Genomic DNA, 17,401 nt, shown 5'->3' on the forward strand with positions numbered 1-17,401 from the left:
CTGGCCCCCATGGTCGGATGGTGCGCGCTGCTGGCCTCCTCGGTGGCCGGCATGGGAGTCGCGATGGTGCTGACGGGCGCACCGGGAGCCGCGGCGGGCCTCGCCGCCGGCTTCTGTCTGGTCGCCGTGGCTGCGCTGGTCCTAGCCGTGCTCGCCTACCACCCGCTCCTCCGCACCGCGACGACGCCGGGGCAAGAGGCTTCCAGATCCGCAACTCCAGAGCCGAGGGCAGGGTGAGCGCCCCGACCCGAGACATCGAGGCACGACCAGGGTGGGCCCCTCTGGCACTGCTTCCCTGCCAGGAACCGACCGAAAGAACCGGCCATCGTGGCTCGCATCGGGCTCATCGGTCTCGGGGCATGGGTCTGCCTATCGCCACCAAGCTCATTTCTGCTGGCCAGGGTCACGGGCTACAACCCCAGCCCCGAGCCCTGCTGAACGATGCCGCGCGCGACGCCGGTGTCGCGCTGCCCCTGGCCGTTGGCCAGGGCGAAACTGCGGACGAGCCGTCGTGAGGCACGTCCTCAGAACACCGTGTACCCGCCGTCGATGACCAGCTCCGCGCCGGTCACGAACGAGGATGCCGGGCTGGCCAGGAACACCACGGCCGGCGCGATCTCCTCCGGGTCGGCGGCACGCTGCTGCGGAGCGTCGTCGATCCAGCGCGGCTTGAGGTCGGGGTCGTCCACCGGAGACAGGTCGGTGCGCACGTAGCCCGGGGCCACGGCGTTGACCCTCACCCCGTGGGGCGCCCACTCGGCGGCGAGGGACTTGGACAGGTGGTGCACCGCCGCCTTCGAGGCGTTGTAGGCCGGCTGCCACTGCGGCCGGTTGACGATCAGCGCCGACATGGATCCGACGTTGACGATCGAACCCTGACCGGCCTGCACCATGTATTCGCCGAAGATCTGGCACCCGTTCCAGACGCCGTCCACGTTGACCCGCATCACCGTGTCCCACTCGTCCTTGGTGACCTCCAGCGACGGTTTGTGCACCACCGTCCCGGCGTTGTTGACCAAGACGTCCACTCGCCCGAAGTCGGACATGATCTGCTCCGCGGCGGACGCCAACGTCTCACGGTCAGCGACATCCGCCTCGTACGCCCGGGCGCCGATGCCCGCCTGGGTCAGCTCCTCGACGGCCACCTCGTTCGCCTCACGACCTCGAGCGACGATCGCGACCATCGCCCCCGCCTCCCCCAAGGCCTGGGCGAAGGCCCGCCCCAGACCCCGGTTGCCGCCGGTGACCACAGCCACCCGGTCGACGAGCTGAAACTTCTCCAGTACAGGCATGGGCGCTCCTCAAGGTGTTCGATGGCGCGTCGCCGCGGCAGTGGCTGACCGGGCGCTGCGGCCCACGCTATGCGACCCGGCGCGGCGTCACACCCGCTGGCACGCGTCGGCCCCGCACCGACGAGGCAGTGCAGGGCCCACCAGCACCAGGCATCTGTCGCTCGACGATGAATGTCGACATGTTTCTCTCCCACGAGCGACTGCTCCGCCGAGACGGTGTAGGCGTCCTGCTCGTCCAGGGCCTGACCAACGGCCAGATCGCCGAGCGCCTCGTCGTCTCGGAGCGCACGGTGGACCACCATGTCGCCGCCGTGCTCGACAAGCTCGGGGTCTCTTCGCGCCGGCAGGCCGCCACCGTCCTGCGGCAATGAGAGGAGTCGGCGGCCTCGCCTCGGTCTCGTGCTCACAGTATTCTTCTCCCACGGCCGAGGCACCGAATGCCTTGCGGGTGACTGGTGGAGCAGCAGGACGGGGTTGGGGGACTGCGATGACCCGACGCCTACCGCCATTGTTCGACGACGGCTCGCCCTACGTCGACCGGTTCGGGCTGCTGCTCGGCTTCACCGTCGCCACGGTGGTGCTGCTCAGCCTGGTGGACCTGTCCGAGCCGCTTCGTGACCCGGCGGCGGAGGCGGGCTCGCTCGTCGCGTCCGTCCTGGTCGGCGCCACCATGCTGTTGGCGATGCGAGCCGCCGGCGTGGCCCGCCCGTGGCAGCGCAGCGCCGATGTCGTCATCGGCGCGGGGGTGCTGGTCCTGGTGGCGCTGGTGGTGCTCGAGCTGGTCCCGGCGTTCACCCCCAAGCCTGGCCGGCTGGCCACGGCACCGATCGCGGTCCTGCTGCTGGCCGTCCTCGCGCCGGTCGTGACCGTGCGCCGCCTGGTCCAGCACCGAGAGGTCACGGTGGGGACCCTGTTGGGCGCGATCTCGGCCTACCTGCTCATCCCGATCGCCTTCTACTACGTCTTCTTGACGCTGAACGACATCGAGGCGGGGCACTTCTTCGGGTCGGTGGAGCCGACGACCTCGTACATGTACTTCGCGCTGACCACGGTGACGACGGTGGGGTACGGAGACCTGGCGCCCGTGGCCGAGGCGCACCGGCTGTTGTCCAACTTTCTGGCGATCATCGGTCAGATCTACCTGGTCACCTTCGTCGCCATGCTCGTCAGTCTCTTCATCCGCGACCACGACACTCGCATCAAGCGCCTGGAGGGTCACTGACGCCCGCCGTGCCACCCTGGGCCGAGCCCCGGCGCAGGAGGCGAGCGGGCGCTACATTCTGAGGATGGCCAGCGAAGGACACGAGACGTCAGCGATCACCCACTGGGCCAACGGGGCGCGGCTCAACGGGTCCAGCGGACGGTGGTCCGACGTCACCAACCCGGCCACCGGGGAGGTCGCCGGTCGCGTGGCGCTGGCCAGCACGGAAGATGCCCAACGGGTCATCGCCGCAGCGCGTGACGCAGCCGCCGGGTGGGCCGCCACCTCCCTGAGCCGTCGCACGCAGGTGCTGTTCGCCTTCCGTGAGCTGCTGCACGCCCGACGGGAGGAGCTCGCGACCGTCATCACTGCCGAGCACGGGAAGGTGCACTCTGACGCGCTCGGTGAGATCAGCCGTGGGCAGGAGATCGTCGAGCTCGCCTGCGGCATCTCCCACCTGCTCAAGGGTGGGCACTCCCACGGGGTGTCCACCGGCGTCGATGTGCACTCGACCCGCAGACCCGTGGGCGTGGCCGCCATCATCAGCCCGTTCAACTTCCCGGCCATGGTGCCCATGTGGTTCTTCCCGATCGCCATCGCCGCCGGAAACACCGTCGTGCTCAAGCCGAGTGAGAAGGACCCTTCGGCCTCACTGTGGCTCGCCGAGCTGTGGAAAGAGGCTGGGCTTCCCGACGGGGTGTTCAACGTGCTGCAGGGCGACAAGACCGCCGTCGACACGATCCTGGCCAGCCCCGACGTCGACGCGGTCAGCTTCGTGGGCTCGACTCCCATCGCCGAGTACGTCTACGCCGAAGCCGCTGCCCACGGCAAGCGGGTCCAGGCGCTCGGAGGGGCCAAGAACCACATGGTCGTGCTCCCGGACGCCGACCTCGACCTGGCCGCAGACGCGGCCGTCAACGCGGGATACGGCAGCGCGGGCGAGCGCTGCATGGCCATCAGTGTGGTGGTCGCCGTGGGCCCTGTGGCCGACGACCTCGTCGCCCGTATCGCCGATCGCACACGGCGGATCCGGGTCGGGGACGGCAGCGCCGACCGTGAGGACCCGCCGGACATGGGGCCGCTGATCACCCGCGCCCACCGCGACCGGGTCGCCTCGTTCGTCGATGAAGGCGAGGGCGCGGGGGCCAGGCTCGTGGTGGACGGACGTGGGGTGAAACCGGACGGCGCGGCCGACGGGTTCTGGCTCGGGCCCACCCTCTTCGACCACGTGAGGCCGGACATGGAGATCTACACCGAGGAGATCTTCGGCCCGGTGCTCTGCGTCGTCCGGGTCGACACATACGCCGAGGCTGTGGCTCTCGTCAACGCCAACCCCTACGGCAACGGCACGGCCGTGTTCACCCACGACGGCGGCGCCGCCCGGCGGTTCGAGGACGACGTCGAGGTCGGGATGGTCGGCGTCAACGTGCCCATCCCGGTGCCGGCAGGCTTCTACTCCTTCGGAGGCTGGAAGCGTTCACTGTTCGGTGACTCGCACGCCTACGGGCCGGAGGGCGTGCACTTCTATACCCGCGGCAAGGTCGTCACCAGCCGTTGGGTCGACCCGTCTGCCCGCCCCGCAGGCGGCCTCGAGCTGGGGTTCCCTCGCCATGACTGACCTCGACCGCGCCTACGAGCTCGACCGGCGGCACGTCTTCAAGCCCTGGGTCGCCCAGGCGAAGCTGGACCCGATGGTGATCAGCGGTTCCGAGGGGTCCTTCGTGTGGGACGGTCAGGGGCGGCGCCTGCTCGACTTCACCTCCCAGCTCGTCTACACCAACCTGGGTCATCAGCACCCACGCGTGGTGGAGGCGATCCGACGGCAGGCAGAGACCCTGTGCACGGCCGCACCGACGCACGCCACGCTCGCGCGCTCGGAGGCGGCCCGACTCATCGCCTCACACACCCCCGGTGACCTGGACCGCATCCTGTTCACCACGGCTGGCGCCGACGCCAACGAGCACGCCATCCGGATGGCCCGGCTGCACACCGGGCGACCCAAGGTGCTGTCGCGCTACCGCTCCTACCACGGCGGCACCCAGCTGGCCGTCAACGTCACCGGGGAGCCGCGACGCTGGCCGAACGACACCGCCTCCCAGGGCACGGTCCACTTCTTCGGCCCCTTCCTCTACCGCAGCCACTTCCACGCCACCACCGAGGCCGAAGAGTGCGAACGGGCCCTGCAGCATCTGCGCGAGGTCATCGAGATGGAGGGCCCGAGCACGATCGCTGCGGTCATCCTGGAGCCGATCCCCGGCACGAGCGGGATCATGGTGCCGCCGGAGGGCTACCTGCGCGGGGTACGCGAGCTGTGCGACCGCCACGGCATGCTGCTCATCGCGGACGAGGTGATGGCCGGCTTCGGGCGCTCTGGGCGCTGGTTCTCGATCGAGCACGGCGGCGATGTCGTTCCCGACCTGCTCACCTTCGCCAAGGGCGTCACCTCGGGGTACGTCCCGCTCGGTGGGGTGGCGATCAGCGATGCGGTCGCGGCCACGTTCGCCGACCGGCCCTACCCGGGCGGCCTCACCTACTCCGGGCACACGCTGGCCTGTGCCGCAGCCGTGGCCACCATCGAGACGATGGAGGACGAGGACGTCGTGGGCCAGGCCGACCGCCTCGGTGCCGAGGTGATCGGGCCCGGCCTGGCCGAGCTGGCCTCACGGCACGAGTGGGTCGGGGAGGTGCGAGGAGCCGGGGCGTTCTGGGCGCTCGAGCTCGTGCGTGACCGCGAGACGCGCGAGCCGCTGGCCCCCTACGGAGGCACGAGCCCGGAGATGGCAGCCCTCACCCAGGGGTGTGTCAGCCGTGGTCTGCTGCCCTTCGTGAACTTCAACCGGCTGCACGTCGTACCACCGCTGACCATCTCCGCCGAGGAGGCCCGTAGCGGTATCTCGATCCTGGACGAGGCCCTCGACGAAGCCCGTAACGCAGCGACCTGAGGCTCCCGTGTGAGGGGTCACGGGTGCAGGCTCACCCCCTTGACGACCTTGTCGACGCCGTTTCTGGGCCCGTGGAGGGCGACCCCCACGAGGTCGAGCTCGTCTCCGGGAACCGCCTCGACGGCCCCCCGGTTGGCGGCGTCGTGGCCGGTGGCGAACATCTGTGAGGTGAACACCGCCAGCGGCAGCCCGCGACGCAGGGCCCGTTCGCGCGCGGTGGTCAGCACGGACCCCGAGCCCTCGAAGATGAGGACCGGCATGCCGAGCAGCGCCAGGTAGGCGGTCCCGTCGGCGTCGGCGTACGGCCGACCGACCAGGTGCGGGCACTCGGCGGCGATCCCGCTGGCCAGAAAGGCGGTCACGTTGAGCCGCTGCCACGTGGGGAGGTCGCCGCGGACGACGATGGCGATCTTGGTGTCGAAAGGGGGCACGAGAGGGTCATCCACGGTGACATCGTGCGCTGGTGCCGACGCCGTGCGCTTGTACGTTGTTGACATGCCCCAGGCCCCTGTCTTCCAGCTTGCGCGTCCGGGCGTTCCGGGAGTGCGGGAGGTCCTGAAGGCCCATTTCCCTGCGCGTTCGCACGCCTATCCGATGCACACCCATGCCGCGTGGACGCTGTTGGTCATCGACGAAGGCGCAGTGGTCTACCGCCTGGAGAAGACCGAGCGGGTGGCTCCCCCGGCCGCCGTCACCCTGCTGCCTCCCGACGTGCCGCACGACGGCGAGGGCGCCGGCGACGCGGGGTTCCGCAAGCGCGTGCTCTACCTCGAGCCCGAGGTGTTGGAGGGTGTCCGCCTCGACAAGGTGCTGGAGATGCCTCTCGAGACCGACACCCAGCTGCTCCGTGAGGTGACGGACCTGCATCGCGCTCTGGTGGCCTGCGCGGGCGGTCTGGACACGCTCGACGCCGAGGAACGCCTCGCGCTCGTCGCGCAGCGTCTCGTGGCGCGCTGGGGCAGCTCCGGCTCTGGCCTTGTCGCTGTCAAGGACCACGGGAGCGCCAGTCGCGCGAGCCGGTTGCGTGAGATGCTCGACGACAGAACCGTGGAGGGTCTGACGCTGGCCGAAGCGGCCGGTGAGCTGGACTCCACGGCGGCGGCCCTGGTGCGGGCCTTCCGGCGCGAGGTCGGGATGTCGCCGCACCGGTACCTGGTCGGACGGCGGCTCGAGATCGCACGCAGGAAGCTCGTGGAAGGGGCCAGCGTCGCCGACGCGGCAGCCGAGTCCGGGTTCTTCGACCAGGCTCACCTCACCCGGCACTTCCGCCGACTGCTGGGCGTGACCCCGGGCCGCTTCGCTCGCGCCGTCAACGGAAGGGCGGCCGATGGTCGAGCCGGACCGACCCGCGGCCGGCCAGACGCCACAGGCGGGCGGCGACATCCCGGTCCTCCTCGGTGACGAGGTTGCCCATCCAGCGCAGGGCCAGCGTCATCATCCAGCGCGAGCGCATGCCGATCGGCCCCAGTGCGGGGAGCACCCTCGGCACGGTGACCAGCCCGGCCAGGCGCCGCGCGATGGAGAACGCCTCGCCGTAGTGCTGGGTGAGCAGCGCGGGCCAAGCGGTGCCGAGGTGCTCGCGATCGTGGATGCTCTGGGCCACCAGCCGGCCGGTCTCCAGCCCGTAGTCGATGCCCTCTCCGTTCAGCGGGTTCACACAGCCAGCGGCGTCGCCGATCAGGGCCCAGTTGGGCCCGGCCACCCCGGAGACCGCGCCGCCCATGGGCAGCAGCGCCGAGGTGGGCGCGCGTAGCGGGCCGGAGAGCCCGAACTCCGGGGCCCGCGCGTCCGCGTAGAACTGCATCAACGGACGGAGCTGGATGCCCGCAGGGCGCTTGGACGTCGCCAGGGTGCCCACGCCGATGTTCACCTCGCCGTCGCCGAGCGGGAAGATCCAGCCGTAGCCCGACAGTAGCTCCCCCTGCATCCCCCGCAGCTCCAGGTGTGAGGAGATCCACGGGTCCTGCGAGCGGGTGGAGTCGACGTAGGCCCGACCCGCCACCCCGTAGACCGTCTCGCGGTGCCAGGTGCGGCCCAGCACCCGTCCCAGCTGGGAGCGCACCCCGTCGGCCACCACCAGCTGGCGGCAGGCCACCGTATGCCGTGTGCCACCGGTGTCGAAGACCACGCCCCCGACGCGGTCCCCGTCACGAACGACATCGACGGCCCGGGCCCCCTGCATCCCGGTGGCCCCGGATCCCAGGGCCGCCGAGCGGAGGTGGTCGTCCAGCTCGGTGCGCGGCACGGCGGACCCGTGGTCGGGCAGCGAGCCGCCGGGCCACGGCAGCTCCAGCGTCTGGCCGAAGCCGTGAGCGCGAAGGCCGCGGTTGACCACGTGCCCCCGCACCCAGTCGGCCAGGTCGAGACGCTCCAGCTCGGCGACCGCCCGCGGGGTGAGGCCGTCGCCGCAGCTCTTGTCGCGGGGGAACGTCGCTGCGTCGGCCAGCACCACGTCGTGACCCAGCCTCGACGACCATGCCGCGGCCGCGGAACCGGCAGGGCCAGCGCCCACCACCAGGACATCAGTCTGGTCGGGCAGGGCAGCGGCGGACTCGGGGACACTCACACCCTTCATTGTCCCAGGTCAGGCGAAACGAGCGACGAGCGCCTCGAGCGTCGAGGAGATGCCGGCGCCGTTCTTCGCGGGAAAGCGGAACACCTCGATGGCGCGCGGAGACCGGGCGCGGCTGTAGTCGAAGATCTCCGTCACCAGGGTCGTGCCGTCCTCCTGGGGGGTCAGCTCCCAGCGCCAGCGGTGCCCCATCGGATGTCTCCACTCGATGAGCCGGTCGGGCTCGTGCGCGGTGACGGTGGAGGTGATCGAGTAGGGAAGACCGTACTGCTTCATCGCCACGGTGAACTGCGAGCCCACCTCGAGCCGCTCCGGCGTGCTGACCTTGTCCCGCACCGTGCCCGAACCGTCCAGCTCGCCGTGCCGCCTGGGGTCTGCGACCAGGGCGAAGATCTCCGGCGGGGGAGCAGCGACGAGGGCCTGACGGGCGACGGCACGAGGGCCTGCGTCCACGGATGTCACGGTGGCAGAACTCATCCGGTGACGATATCCCCCGGGCTTCTCAGGGTGAGGACGGCCCCTCGCGCTCGGCCGTGAGGTGCCGCACGAACTCGAAGAAGTGCGCCCACCTGCCCCGAGCCTCGTTGAGGTCCTGCCGGGGCATCTCGACCTCGAGGCCGGCGTGCTCCATCATCCGGCGCTCGTGCAGCTCGCGCCGAATGTCACGCAGCGCCCGTTCGGCCTCTCCGAGCATCTGGCTCAGCTCGTCCTCGGACATCGCGTCGAAGTCCATGTCCTCGGGGTGTTCCTGGTCGCTCACGGGAGCTCCTCTCTGGCTGACAGTGTGGACGGACGCCGACCTAGAACGTGATCGTGGCCAGCACGACGAGGCCCGGCAGGCAGAGGTACACGCCCAGCACCCACACCACGACGTACCACTTGTTGACCGTGGCCAGGTCGGCGAGCGCCTGGGCGCCCAGCAACGGCAGCCGGCGCAGGAACGGGACCCCGTAGATGAGCACGGTGGCGAAGAGGTTGAACAACAGGTGCACCAGGGCGATGGTCAACGCCTCGTCCGCGTGCTCCGTCGCGGCCAGCGAGGCCACCAGGGCGGTCATGGTGGTGCCGATGTTCGCGCCCAGGGTGTACGGATAGATCTGCTTGAGCGTCATCGTGCCCGCCGCGGCCAGGGGCACCATGAGCGAGGTCGTGACCGAGGATGACTGCGCCAGCACGGTCACCCCGACCCCCGCCGTCATGCCGGACAGCGGGCCGCGGCCCACGCTCCGGTGCAGCAGCATCCTCGCCCGGCCCACCATGAGCTGGCCGAGCACCATTCCGAGCAAGCGCACCACGACGAGGATCCCGGCCGCTCCCAGCACCGCCAGCGCGACGCCCTGGGCCACGCCGCCGCTGAACAGGCCCGTCAGACCGGTGGCCGCCTCCACCACCGGCGCGGTCGCCATGCCGATGATGTCCGCGTCGTCCGTGTCGGCCCCCGAGGTGCCCTCGAAGAACCCGGCCAGCCGACCGGCGGTCTCCGCCAAGAAGCCGGTCATGATCTCCAGAGGCAAGAAGATCGCGACGGCGAGCACGTTGAAGAAGTCGTGCACCGTGGCCGCCGCGAAGGCGCGGCGGAAGGGCTCGCGCTGCCCCACCGTGCCCAGGCTGGCGAGAGTGTTGGTCACCGTGGTGCCGATGTTGGCGCCCATGATCATCGGCACGGCGATGGAGACCGGGAGGCCACCGGCGACCAGACCCACCACGATCGACGTAGTCGTCGAGGACGACTGGATCAGGGTGGTGGCCAGCACCCCGATGATGAGCCCGACCATCGGGTTCTCGGCGTAGGAGAACAGCTGCTCGGCCTGCGCACCGGTCGCCGCCTTGAAGCCGTCACCGATGATGTCGATCGAGGCGACCAGGCCATAGAAAAGGAAGGCGACCGCGACCCACCGGAGCCATTTCTGGCGGGTCGTGAGGTCGGGCTCGGCATCGACGTCGAGCTCGACGTCGGCCGGGCCGGGCAGGGCGGAGAGACTCTCCTCCTCGGGCTGGCTCTGCTGGTCGGACGCAGCGGGCATTGAAGGTTCCTGACGCGTGAGCTGACGGATGACGCGCTCACGCTAGAAGCGCTGACACCCTGCTCACCACCGCCAGCGGGGCGTACGGCGCAGTGTTCGCCCAGTGTTCGCCGGCCACCCGCGCGCTATTCACCGCAGGCGAGCAGGAGCTCCTCACCGATGCGGACGTCGGCGCGATGAGCGGCGGCCAGGACCAGGTCGGCGTTGGACTGGTCGGGCCCCTGGGCCCAGTCACGAGCCGCGTCGGGCTCCATCCCGAACCGCTCGTGGCGTGCGATGAGCTGCCTCATCCGACGCTCCTCCTCGGTGTCACACATCCACACCTCGGCCAGCTGCCTGCGCGCGGCCTCCCAGGGCGGGTCCTCGAGCAACAGGTAGTTCCCCTCGGTGATGACGAGCCGGGCCGCTGGCGACACCGCGACCGCACCGGCCACCGGTTCCTCGATCTCGCGCTCGAAGCTCGGCGAGTAGACCGTGTGGTCGGCCTCGTCGGGATCGGTGAGCCGCGCCATCAGGGCGGCGAACCCCCACGCGTCGAAGGTCTCGGGCGCGCCCTTGCGATCGGACAGGCCGAGCTCCTCGAGCCGGGCGTTCGAGAGATGGAAGCCGTCCATGGGCAAACCCACGACCCACGGCTCCTCGTTGTCGCCCGTCGGGCTGGGCAGTGTGAGCAGCTGCTCCACCAGCGCGTCGACCAGGGTCGACTTGCCGGACCCCGGCGCTCCGACCACGCCGAGGACGGTACGGCCGCCCTCGTGGACCAGCCCGGCGGCCCGGTCGACCAGCTCGTCGAGAGTGCTGGGTGCGGCGCTCACGAGCGAGGGCTCTTGACGTGAGCGCTGTCGGACGAGCGTCGGACACGAGTCATCGGAGGTACTCCTCGTGGTCGCGGCCCTCTGCGTCGGGGGCCTGGGTCGCGCCGATCCTACGGCGTCACGCACCCGCCGTCTCCCCCGAGTTCCGAGCCCGGTTGGTGGGCCCGGCGCAGGGCCGCCGCAACTCCCCGTGCCTTGAGCAGGGTCTCGGCGTACTCCGCGTCCGGGTCGGACAGAGCCGTGATCGCGCCGCCCACCCCGAACGTCGCCTTCCCGGCCTGCGGGCCGGCGGTCTGCAGGACGACACTGCGGATGACGATCGAGGTGTCCATCGCCCCGTTCACCCCCAGCCAGCCGATCGCCCCGGAGTAGATGCCGCGCGGGCCGGCCTCCAGGTCGTCCAACAGCTCCATCGTGCGCACCTTGGGGGCCCCGGTCATCGAGCCGCCCGGGAAGCAGGCCCGCAACACGTCCACCGCCCCCATCCCCGGGGTCAGCGACCCGGTCACCACCGACACGAGCTGGTGCACCGTCGCCCAGCTGCGGACCTCGAACAGTGCCGGAACGCTCACCGAGCCGGCCCGGCACACCCGGTGCAGGTCGTTGCGCAGGAGGTCGACGATCATCAGGTTCTCGGCGCGCTCCTTGTCGTCGGTGGCGAGCTCCGACGCGGCCCGAGCGTCGACGTCGTGGTCGGCGTGACGGGCTCGGGTGCCCTTGATCGGCTCCGCCTGGACCAGCCCGTCCGGCGAGACCGAGACGAAGCGCTCAGGCGAGGCGCTGAGCACCGAGAACGCGCCGCAGCGCAGCCACGCCCCGTGCGGAACCGGCGTGGCCTGCCGTATCGCGGCGTATGCGCGGTCCTCGTGGACCTCCCACGGCCAGGTCATGTCGTTGGTCAGACACACCTCGTAGCTGTCCCCGGCCCGGATCGACTGCTGGGCCTGGGCGATGAGCGCGTGGTACTGGGCCTGGCTGTGCCGTCCGGTGCGGGCGACGAGCCGCTCGTCCTCGTCCCGCTCGTGCTGGCCCCCCGGCGTGGGCGTAGGCGTGGGCTCGGCCACGCGCGGGACGTCCGGGGCGTCCCGGACGTCGTGCACCGCCTCGCCCACCGACGCCATCCAGGCGCGCTGCGCAGCCCCGGTCCGCTCGTCGACCAACGCCAGGGCCACCACGTCGCCGGTCGCGTGGTCGAGCACCACGGCCCGGTCCACGAAAGCCAGCCAGGCGTCGGGGTGCTGGGCCCGGTGGGCGGCAGCGCCACCGGTCTCCGCCTTGAGCTCGTAGCCGAAGTAGCCCACGAAACCAGGGCGGAAGGCGAAGGGCAAGGACTCGGCGACGCCGGGGGCCTCCTCCAGCCGCACGCGCGACAGCAGCGCCTCGAGGGTGTCCCACAGAACGCCCGGACGGTGCTCACCGGTCGAGATCGTCGTGCCCTCTCCCACGCGATGCTCCAGGGTGTACCCCAGCGGACCGGACGGGTCGGCCATGACCGAGACGCCCATCTCGTTCGAGGAGTCCAACCACACCGAGGGGACGGAGCCGGCCGTCGGCGGGAACAGCCGACCGTGCAGCGCCGCGGCGGAGACGGGGCCCGGCCAGCGTCGCCAGTCCAGACCCAGCGCCACGGGCTCCTCTCGGCCGGGAGGGTGGGCCTGCAGCACGTCCCCCAGGGCCACGGCCTCGTGCACGCGACCTTCCTCGCCGGGCCGGTCGAGGGGCATGGCGGGGGCAGGCAGGGCCAGGCCCGCCACGGCGAAGAAGTTGCTCACCAGGCGCTCGCCGTGTTCAGTGCGCACCGACTCGGGATGGAACTGCACCCCCCAGCGGCGCTTCGCCGGATCGGCGAGCGCCATGACCGCCTCGTCATCCTCCGCCCAGGCGACGGCGCTCAGCGTGTCCTCGGGGTGGGGCTCGAACTCTGGGGCCAGCGCCAGCGAGTGGTAGCGCACGACGCTCAACGGGCACGGCAGCCCTGCGAACAGCCCCGTGCCGTCGTGGCGTACCGGCGAGATGATGCCGTGCCGGGGGCGGGTCATCGGGGTGACGGGGTAGCCCGCGTCGTACCCGATCCCTTGATGGCCCAGGCACACCCCCAGCACCGGCACGCTCCGTTGCTGCAGCGCGGAGAGGGACAGGCCCATGTCGGAGGCGACGCTGGGCGCGCCCGGGCCCGGGCCGATGACGATGGCGTCGAAGTCGCTCCACCACGAGTGTGCCGCCGGCACCGGGTGGTCGTGTCGCCATACCGTCGGAGCCGTGCCGGTGACTCGGTGCACCAGGTCCGCCACGTTGAAGGTGAAGCTGTCGATGTTGTCGATCAGCAGCACCCGAGGGGCACGCTCCATCGACGCATTCTCTCCGTCCGCGGCGCAACCTCCAACCGCGTCCCTCTCGGCGGGCTCGGGTCCGTGTCGGATAGTCGGCAGTCAGCGGTCCCCGGTCGGGGCCGACGAGGCAGTCACGGCGGGCGCGGGGGCGAAGCGTGCGACCTGGGCGAGCTGGGGGTAGTCCTCGCCGACCAGCCGCCCACACCACCAGGTGACCTCGAGCTCGTCCCCGCGGACCTCGGCGATGGCCAGGTTGTTGTCGTACCAGGGGCCTTCGATGGTGTTCCACTGCCACGGCGGCTCCGGGGCGTTGGCGGTCCGGGCCACGAAGGCCCCGAGCGACCGCGCGACGCGGTGGGCGAGCAGGGCGGTCGCCGCCCGGATGGCTCGCGGAAGCGGGTTGCGGATGGGTGAGCAGACCAGCTGCAGAATCCGGCTGCGTCCTTCGCGGTGGCCCTCGACCTCGGCGACGTAGGAGTGGTGGACGTCTCCGGACAGGAACGTCACGGTGGCGGGGGTGGGGCCGCGCTGGCCGTCTGCCACCTCGGTGACCATGCGGCTGACCCGCTGGAAACCGTCCTGGAAGGCGGCCCAGTGCTCGAGGTCGATGTCCCACCGCAGCTTCTCCGCCACGCGGGCCGCGCGCCGGCCCCAGCCGCCTGCAGCGAGCGCCTCGTTCCATGCCTCGAGGTGGTGCAGCCCGGCGGGGAGCAGGAAGGGCAGGGAGGTGCCGATGAAGAGGTGGCGATGACCGCCCCGCACCTGTTCGTCCAACCAGGCCATCTCGGGCTCGTCCAGCATCGTGCGGTGGCCGGGCTCGAGCACGCGGGCCGCGCGCGAGTCGATCACCACCAGCTTGCAGTCGCCCACGTCCCGGGCGAAGGACCAGCGGTAGGTCTGCGGCTTCTGGTCCACCCGGGCCGCGAAGTCGTCCAGCACCTCGCTCAGGTCGACCTCCTCGTCGGTCTCGGCCTGGCGTTCCTGCAGCACCCGCCAGATCTCGTCGCGCGACCGCTCGTCGAGCGACAGGTTGCCCAGGTGCTGGTAGACCCAGTAGGAGGCGAGCGCGGCCACGATGCGTCCGTGCCACCACGGCAAGGTCTCCATGTGCTCGCGCCAGGCCCAGGAGGTGTTCCAGTCGTCCCGGACGTCGTGGTCGTCGAAGATCATCAGGGTCGGCAGGCAGGAGAACAGCCACCGGAGCCACGGCTCACCCCACGCCAGGCTGTACAGGTGCGCGTACTCCGCGAAGTCCTTCAGCTCCTCCCCCGGCGGTTCTTCCAGTGAGCGGCGGGAGGCGATGAAGTCGCGCATCGCCTCGCTCGTCTCGTCCGCGTAGATCTGGTCGCCGAGGAGCAGCATCACCTCCGGCCAGGCCGGGGCGGTCGGTGACTGGGCGAGGGCGATGCCGTACGTGCGCAGGGCGTCGACGCCGTGCCGGCGGTGCCCGGCGGCGTCGTGCGGGACGCTGGTGCGGCACGAGCCGAAGGCCATCCGCAGCGAGTCGCCCGGCCGTAGGGTCCGCAGCCGGCTCGGCGGCCCCACCCGATGCTCGTCCTCCAGTGGCCACACAGTCGTACCGTCCACCTCGACCCGGTACGCCGCGTCCGTGCCGGCGGCGAGCCCGGTCACCTCGACCAGCGCGTAGTGGTGGCCGTGTACCGCGAAGGTCCGCGTGCTCCAGCCGTGGTCGTGACCCTCGAGCAGGACCGTGACCTCCGCGGCATCGCTGGTCTGCACCCAGACCGCTGCCGTGTCCTCGTCGACGTGACGGACCACGGGGCCCAGCACCAGGCTGGGAGTCACGGCCGTCTCAACGTCGTTGCCATGAGCCGTCGGCGTCGTAGACCGTCCGGGCCAGCACCGTGGACAGCAGCGAGCCGATCGACAGCCCGATGACCAGGTTGATGGTGGCCACCGAGATCTGGCTGGCCAGGAGCGCGTCCTGGGCGAACGGGACCACGACGGCGGCGAGGGTCAGCAGGCCCACGATCCAGCTGAAGAAGGCCTGCGGTCGCGGCGTGCTCACGGCCAACGCGTGAGCCAAGCCGGTCCCGGCCAACGCCAGCGCGGCGGCGGTGATGACGTAGTCGGTGCCGATCGAGCCGGAGACGGTGAGCAGGAGGGCCGGCCCGTAGAGGTCGAAGCCGAGAATGTCGCGAGCGATCATGACGCCGATCACCGCAACCAGCGCCGCCACTCCCGCGGTAGCCGCACCCCCACTCCACAACCGGACGGCGTTGACGCTCACGCCGCTGTCCGGCGAGCCACCCCGAGGCGGTTCGTAGGATTCGTAGCTCACAGCACTCCTTGCACACTCTCATCGCGCCCCCTCTGGCCGCGGTTGCCAGCGATGCTACGCCCCGGCTTCGGCCGACGAGGCCTTTTCGGAGGTCACTCGGCTAGCGCGCCAGACCGACGGGCGTGCCGGTGACCACGTAGTTGCTCTCGTAGCTGGACACCTCGGGGCGCCAGCGCCCCCAGCAGGTGATGAGCGCCAGCCGGTGCTCCCCGGTCTGGTCGAAGGCAGCACTGTCCGAGACCAGCGCGTCCTTGTTGATGAGCGCCGTCTCGCTCACCCGGTAGGTGAGCGTCGCACCGTCCCCCCGGACGGTGACCTCGTCGCCGACCTCCAGGTCCAACAGCTGGCCGAAGTAGCCCATGCCCTGCTCCGCGGAGTCGATGTGGCCGGCGACGACCGTCGAGCCGAAGGGGTCCCCGGCGTAGGCCCCGCCGTCCCACCAGCCGAGGCGGTCCACGTCCTCCGGCACCACGAGCTCTCCCCGTGCGGTCGAGACCGGCGAGACCGGCGCCGTCGACCCTCCCGGCAGCGACAGCTCCTCGGGCCGGAAGCGGACTCGCTGGCTGGGGGCGTTGGTGCCGCGCCGCGCGTCGTCAGGTCCACCTCGGGGCGCCGTGGTGCGGCTGCCTGCGTCGCCACGCTCCGCTGAGCTCCTCGACTCATCTGCGGAGTCCTCGGTGTCCGTCGCCGCCCCCGGTTCGGCGCCGCAGGCGGCGCTCAGCGCCACGGCGGCCGCCAGCACCGTCGCCGCGAGCCGCCTCGAGCCGACAGGGCGCCGGCTCAGCGCCACCACCCGGTGAACGCCTGCACCAGCCGGGTCAGGGCGGCGACCTGACCTCCGGTGCCCGTGTTGACCACCTCCGGCTTCTCCGACCCCTCCTCGTCGACGTCGATGACGTGGGTGACCACGTTCATCGAGTCGGCCTCCGGTGCACCCACCGCGAACACCCGGTTCAGCGACCCGCCTTCGACCGGGAGGTCCAGCGGCCCGAGCAGCACCGGCTCGCGCTCGCCCGTGGGCACGATCTGCACCGTGTAGGTGTCGGCCGGCACCACCAGGCTGAGGGACTCCCCGTTGGCCACGTTGGCGAACAGCACCTCGTCGTCGACCACGATGTCCGCGGGTGGCACGGCGGCCGTGTGGGCCACCGTGACGGAGGCCTTGCCCTCCGGCACCGCCGAGAGGTCGTTCTGGTACACCGTCAGGACGGGGTCTCCGCCGGCGTCCGCGGGCAGGTGCAGCACCACGTCGGAGCTGTCGCCGGCGGAGGCGCTCACGGTGTTCTCCACGAGTACCTCATCGTCGCCGTCCGTGAAGGTCCAGGTTCTCTCCCCGGGCGACACGGTGAACGGCCCGGCGACCTCGGCCGCCTGGACATCCTTCGCGAGGGTCTCCCCGTCGACGCTGACGTCCACCTCCTCGCCCGGCAGGCCCTGCACCACGTAGAGGGTCACCTCGTCGTCCTGCGCGGTGGCGGGCGCGGCGACGGCCCCGGCGAGCCCGACGGCCAGGGCGGAGCCGCAGGCAATGGTCACGGTGGGGCGGCCGATACTCACAGGGAATCTCCTAGACCAGTCTTGACCTTTTTTACGCAGGGACGAGGAAAAGGATACCTTCGCGAGAGACATTCGGTGTCGTACCGCTGTCGTTCGGCACGAGAAGGGTGAGACGTGCGTCAGGAACCGCATCGGCTTCTGCGCCGCGTCATCGGGGTCGTCGTCGTCTGCACCTTTCTGGCCGCCGCGGTGACCTACCCCTTGGTCGCGCCCGACGGTGAGGAGCCCACAGCACGGGCGACGGCCACCGCACCGGACGCCCCTGTCACTCCCGCGCCGGAAGCCGAGCAGCGTGAGAGTGAGGAGGAAGCCCAGGGCGTGCCCGAGCTCGCCGGGCCCGGCATCGTGATGGTCGTCTCGCCCTCG

19 protein-coding genes are annotated in these 17,401 nt (G+C 71.0%); 7 read left to right on the forward strand and 12 right to left on the reverse strand.

Annotated elements, in window-relative coordinates; genetic code table 11:
* The coding region (locus VJ976_RS10125; protein WP_324100097.1) for a hypothetical protein at window positions 1-237 on the forward strand (237 nt) is incomplete at its 5' end.
* A 287-nt stretch (window positions 238-524) separates the two neighbouring features.
* On the opposite strand, the gene VJ976_RS10130 is transcribed toward VJ976_RS10125, so the two are convergent.
* Window positions 525-1,292, reverse strand: a complete 768-nt coding sequence (locus VJ976_RS10130) for a glucose 1-dehydrogenase (protein WP_324100098.1) — start codon at window positions 1,290-1,292, stop codon at window positions 525-527.
* Window positions 1,293-1,471: 179 nt separating this feature from the next.
* Between VJ976_RS10130 and VJ976_RS10135 the strand changes: the two genes are divergently transcribed.
* The 4 genes from VJ976_RS10135 to VJ976_RS10150 all read left to right on the forward strand — a co-directional run bounded on the left by VJ976_RS10135 (window position 1,472) and on the right by VJ976_RS10150 (window position 5,435).
* The gene (locus tag VJ976_RS10135; RefSeq protein ID WP_324100099.1) at window positions 1,472-1,663 is read left to right on the forward strand and encodes a helix-turn-helix transcriptional regulator; all 192 of its coding nucleotides are present in this window, start codon (window positions 1,472-1,474) and stop codon (window positions 1,661-1,663) included.
* Between the two features lie 116 nt (window positions 1,664-1,779).
* Complete coding sequence (locus VJ976_RS10140) at window positions 1,780-2,514, forward strand: potassium channel family protein (RefSeq protein ID WP_324100100.1); 735 nt, start codon at window positions 1,780-1,782, stop codon at window positions 2,512-2,514.
* Between the two features lie 64 nt (window positions 2,515-2,578).
* Window positions 2,579-4,111 carry a CoA-acylating methylmalonate-semialdehyde dehydrogenase gene (locus VJ976_RS10145; RefSeq protein ID WP_324100101.1) on the forward strand — a complete coding sequence of 511 codons (1,533 nt, stop codon included), beginning with the start codon at window positions 2,579-2,581 and terminating at the stop codon, window positions 4,109-4,111.
* Window positions 4,104-5,435 (forward strand): aspartate aminotransferase family protein, encoded by a 1,332-nt coding sequence (locus tag VJ976_RS10150; protein WP_324100102.1) that lies wholly within the window; start codon window positions 4,104-4,106, stop codon window positions 5,433-5,435. Before VJ976_RS10145 ends, VJ976_RS10150 begins: the two co-directional genes overlap by 8 nt.
* A 17-nt stretch (window positions 5,436-5,452) precedes the next feature.
* On the opposite strand, the gene VJ976_RS10155 is transcribed toward VJ976_RS10150, so the two are convergent.
* Entirely contained in the window at window positions 5,453-5,881 is a 429-nt protein-coding gene (locus VJ976_RS10155; RefSeq protein ID WP_324100103.1) for a DUF2000 domain-containing protein, read from the reverse strand.
* Between the two features lie 49 nt (window positions 5,882-5,930).
* Between VJ976_RS10155 and VJ976_RS10160 the strand changes: the two genes are divergently transcribed.
* Window positions 5,931-6,836, forward strand: coding sequence for an AraC family transcriptional regulator (locus tag VJ976_RS10160; RefSeq protein ID WP_324100104.1), 906 nt, complete (start codon window positions 5,931-5,933; stop codon window positions 6,834-6,836).
* On the opposite strand, the gene VJ976_RS10165 is transcribed toward VJ976_RS10160, so the two are convergent.
* The 10 genes from VJ976_RS10165 to VJ976_RS10210 form a co-directional block, all read right to left on the reverse strand.
* A complete protein-coding gene (locus tag VJ976_RS10165; protein ID WP_324100105.1) occupies window positions 6,745-8,001 on the reverse strand; it encodes a geranylgeranyl reductase family protein in 1,257 nt (418 codons plus the stop codon). The two genes, VJ976_RS10160 and VJ976_RS10165, sit on opposite strands and share 92 nt — an antisense overlap.
* Before the next feature lie 18 nt (window positions 8,002-8,019).
* A complete protein-coding gene (locus VJ976_RS10170; RefSeq protein WP_324100106.1) occupies window positions 8,020-8,484 on the reverse strand; it encodes an SRPBCC family protein in 465 nt (154 codons plus the stop codon).
* Window positions 8,485-8,509: 25 nt separating this feature from the next.
* On the reverse strand, window positions 8,510-8,767 hold the full coding sequence (locus VJ976_RS10175) for a hypothetical protein (protein ID WP_324100107.1): 258 nt from the start codon (window positions 8,765-8,767) through the stop codon (window positions 8,510-8,512).
* Between the two features lie 40 nt (window positions 8,768-8,807).
* Window positions 8,808-10,031, reverse strand: coding sequence for a Na/Pi symporter (locus VJ976_RS10180; protein WP_324100108.1), 1,224 nt, complete (start codon window positions 10,029-10,031; stop codon window positions 8,808-8,810).
* A gap of 125 nt (window positions 10,032-10,156) precedes the next feature.
* Window positions 10,157-10,846 (reverse strand): nucleoside/nucleotide kinase family protein, encoded by a 690-nt coding sequence (locus VJ976_RS10185; RefSeq protein WP_324100109.1) that lies wholly within the window; start codon window positions 10,844-10,846, stop codon window positions 10,157-10,159.
* Between the two features lie 110 nt (window positions 10,847-10,956).
* On the reverse strand, window positions 10,957-13,194 hold the full coding sequence (pabB, locus tag VJ976_RS10190) for an aminodeoxychorismate synthase component I (RefSeq protein WP_324100110.1): 2,238 nt from the start codon (window positions 13,192-13,194) through the stop codon (window positions 10,957-10,959).
* A gap of 81 nt (window positions 13,195-13,275) precedes the next feature.
* On the reverse strand, window positions 13,276-14,982 hold the full coding sequence (locus VJ976_RS10195) for an alkaline phosphatase D family protein (RefSeq protein WP_324100111.1): 1,707 nt from the start codon (window positions 14,980-14,982) through the stop codon (window positions 13,276-13,278).
* A 7-nt stretch (window positions 14,983-14,989) separates the two neighbouring features.
* A complete protein-coding gene (locus VJ976_RS10200) occupies window positions 14,990-15,478 on the reverse strand; it encodes a DUF6069 family protein (RefSeq protein ID WP_324100112.1) in 489 nt (162 codons plus the stop codon).
* A 100-nt stretch (window positions 15,479-15,578) separates the two neighbouring features.
* Window positions 15,579-16,268: a class F sortase gene (locus VJ976_RS10205; RefSeq protein ID WP_324100113.1), complete on the reverse strand. Its 690-nt coding sequence runs from the start codon at window positions 16,266-16,268 to the stop codon at window positions 15,579-15,581.
* A complete protein-coding gene (locus VJ976_RS10210; RefSeq protein WP_324100114.1) occupies window positions 16,259-17,035 on the reverse strand; it encodes a DUF4397 domain-containing protein in 777 nt (258 codons plus the stop codon). The genes VJ976_RS10205 and VJ976_RS10210 overlap by 10 nt, the downstream gene beginning before the upstream one ends.
* Window positions 17,036-17,149: 114 nt before the next feature.
* On the opposite strand from VJ976_RS10210, the gene VJ976_RS10215 reads away from it, so the two are divergent.
* The coding region (locus tag VJ976_RS10215; protein WP_324100115.1) for a hypothetical protein at window positions 17,150-17,401 on the forward strand (252 nt) is incomplete at its 3' end.

It is taken from the genome of Ornithinimicrobium sp. (genome assembly GCF_035267225.1).
GTDB lineage: Bacteria > Actinomycetota > Actinomycetes > Actinomycetales > Dermatophilaceae > Ornithinicoccus.

Excerpts from the sequence above, each read along its gene's own strand:
- VJ976_RS10130 (WP_324100098.1), bottom strand. The coding sequence starts at position 1,292 with ATGCCTGTACTGGAGAAGTTTCAGCTCGTCGACCGGGTGGCTGTGGTC.
- VJ976_RS10135 (WP_324100099.1), top strand. The coding sequence starts at position 1,472 with ATGTTTCTCTCCCACGAGCGACTGCTCCGCCGAGACGGTGTAGGCGTC.
- VJ976_RS10140 (WP_324100100.1), top strand. The coding sequence starts at position 1,780 with ATGACCCGACGCCTACCGCCATTGTTCGACGACGGCTCGCCCTACGTC.
- VJ976_RS10145 (WP_324100101.1), top strand. The coding sequence starts at position 2,579 with ATGGCCAGCGAAGGACACGAGACGTCAGCGATCACCCACTGGGCCAAC.
- VJ976_RS10150 (WP_324100102.1), top strand. The coding sequence starts at position 4,104 with ATGACTGACCTCGACCGCGCCTACGAGCTCGACCGGCGGCACGTCTTC.
- VJ976_RS10160 (WP_324100104.1), top strand. The coding sequence starts at position 5,931 with ATGCCCCAGGCCCCTGTCTTCCAGCTTGCGCGTCCGGGCGTTCCGGGA.
- VJ976_RS10170 (WP_324100106.1), bottom strand. The coding sequence starts at position 8,484 with ATGAGTTCTGCCACCGTGACATCCGTGGACGCAGGCCCTCGTGCCGTC.
- VJ976_RS10180 (WP_324100108.1), bottom strand. The coding sequence starts at position 10,031 with ATGCCCGCTGCGTCCGACCAGCAGAGCCAGCCCGAGGAGGAGAGTCTC.
- pabB (WP_324100110.1), bottom strand. The coding sequence starts at position 13,194 with ATGGAGCGTGCCCCTCGGGTGCTGCTGATCGACAACATCGACAGCTTC.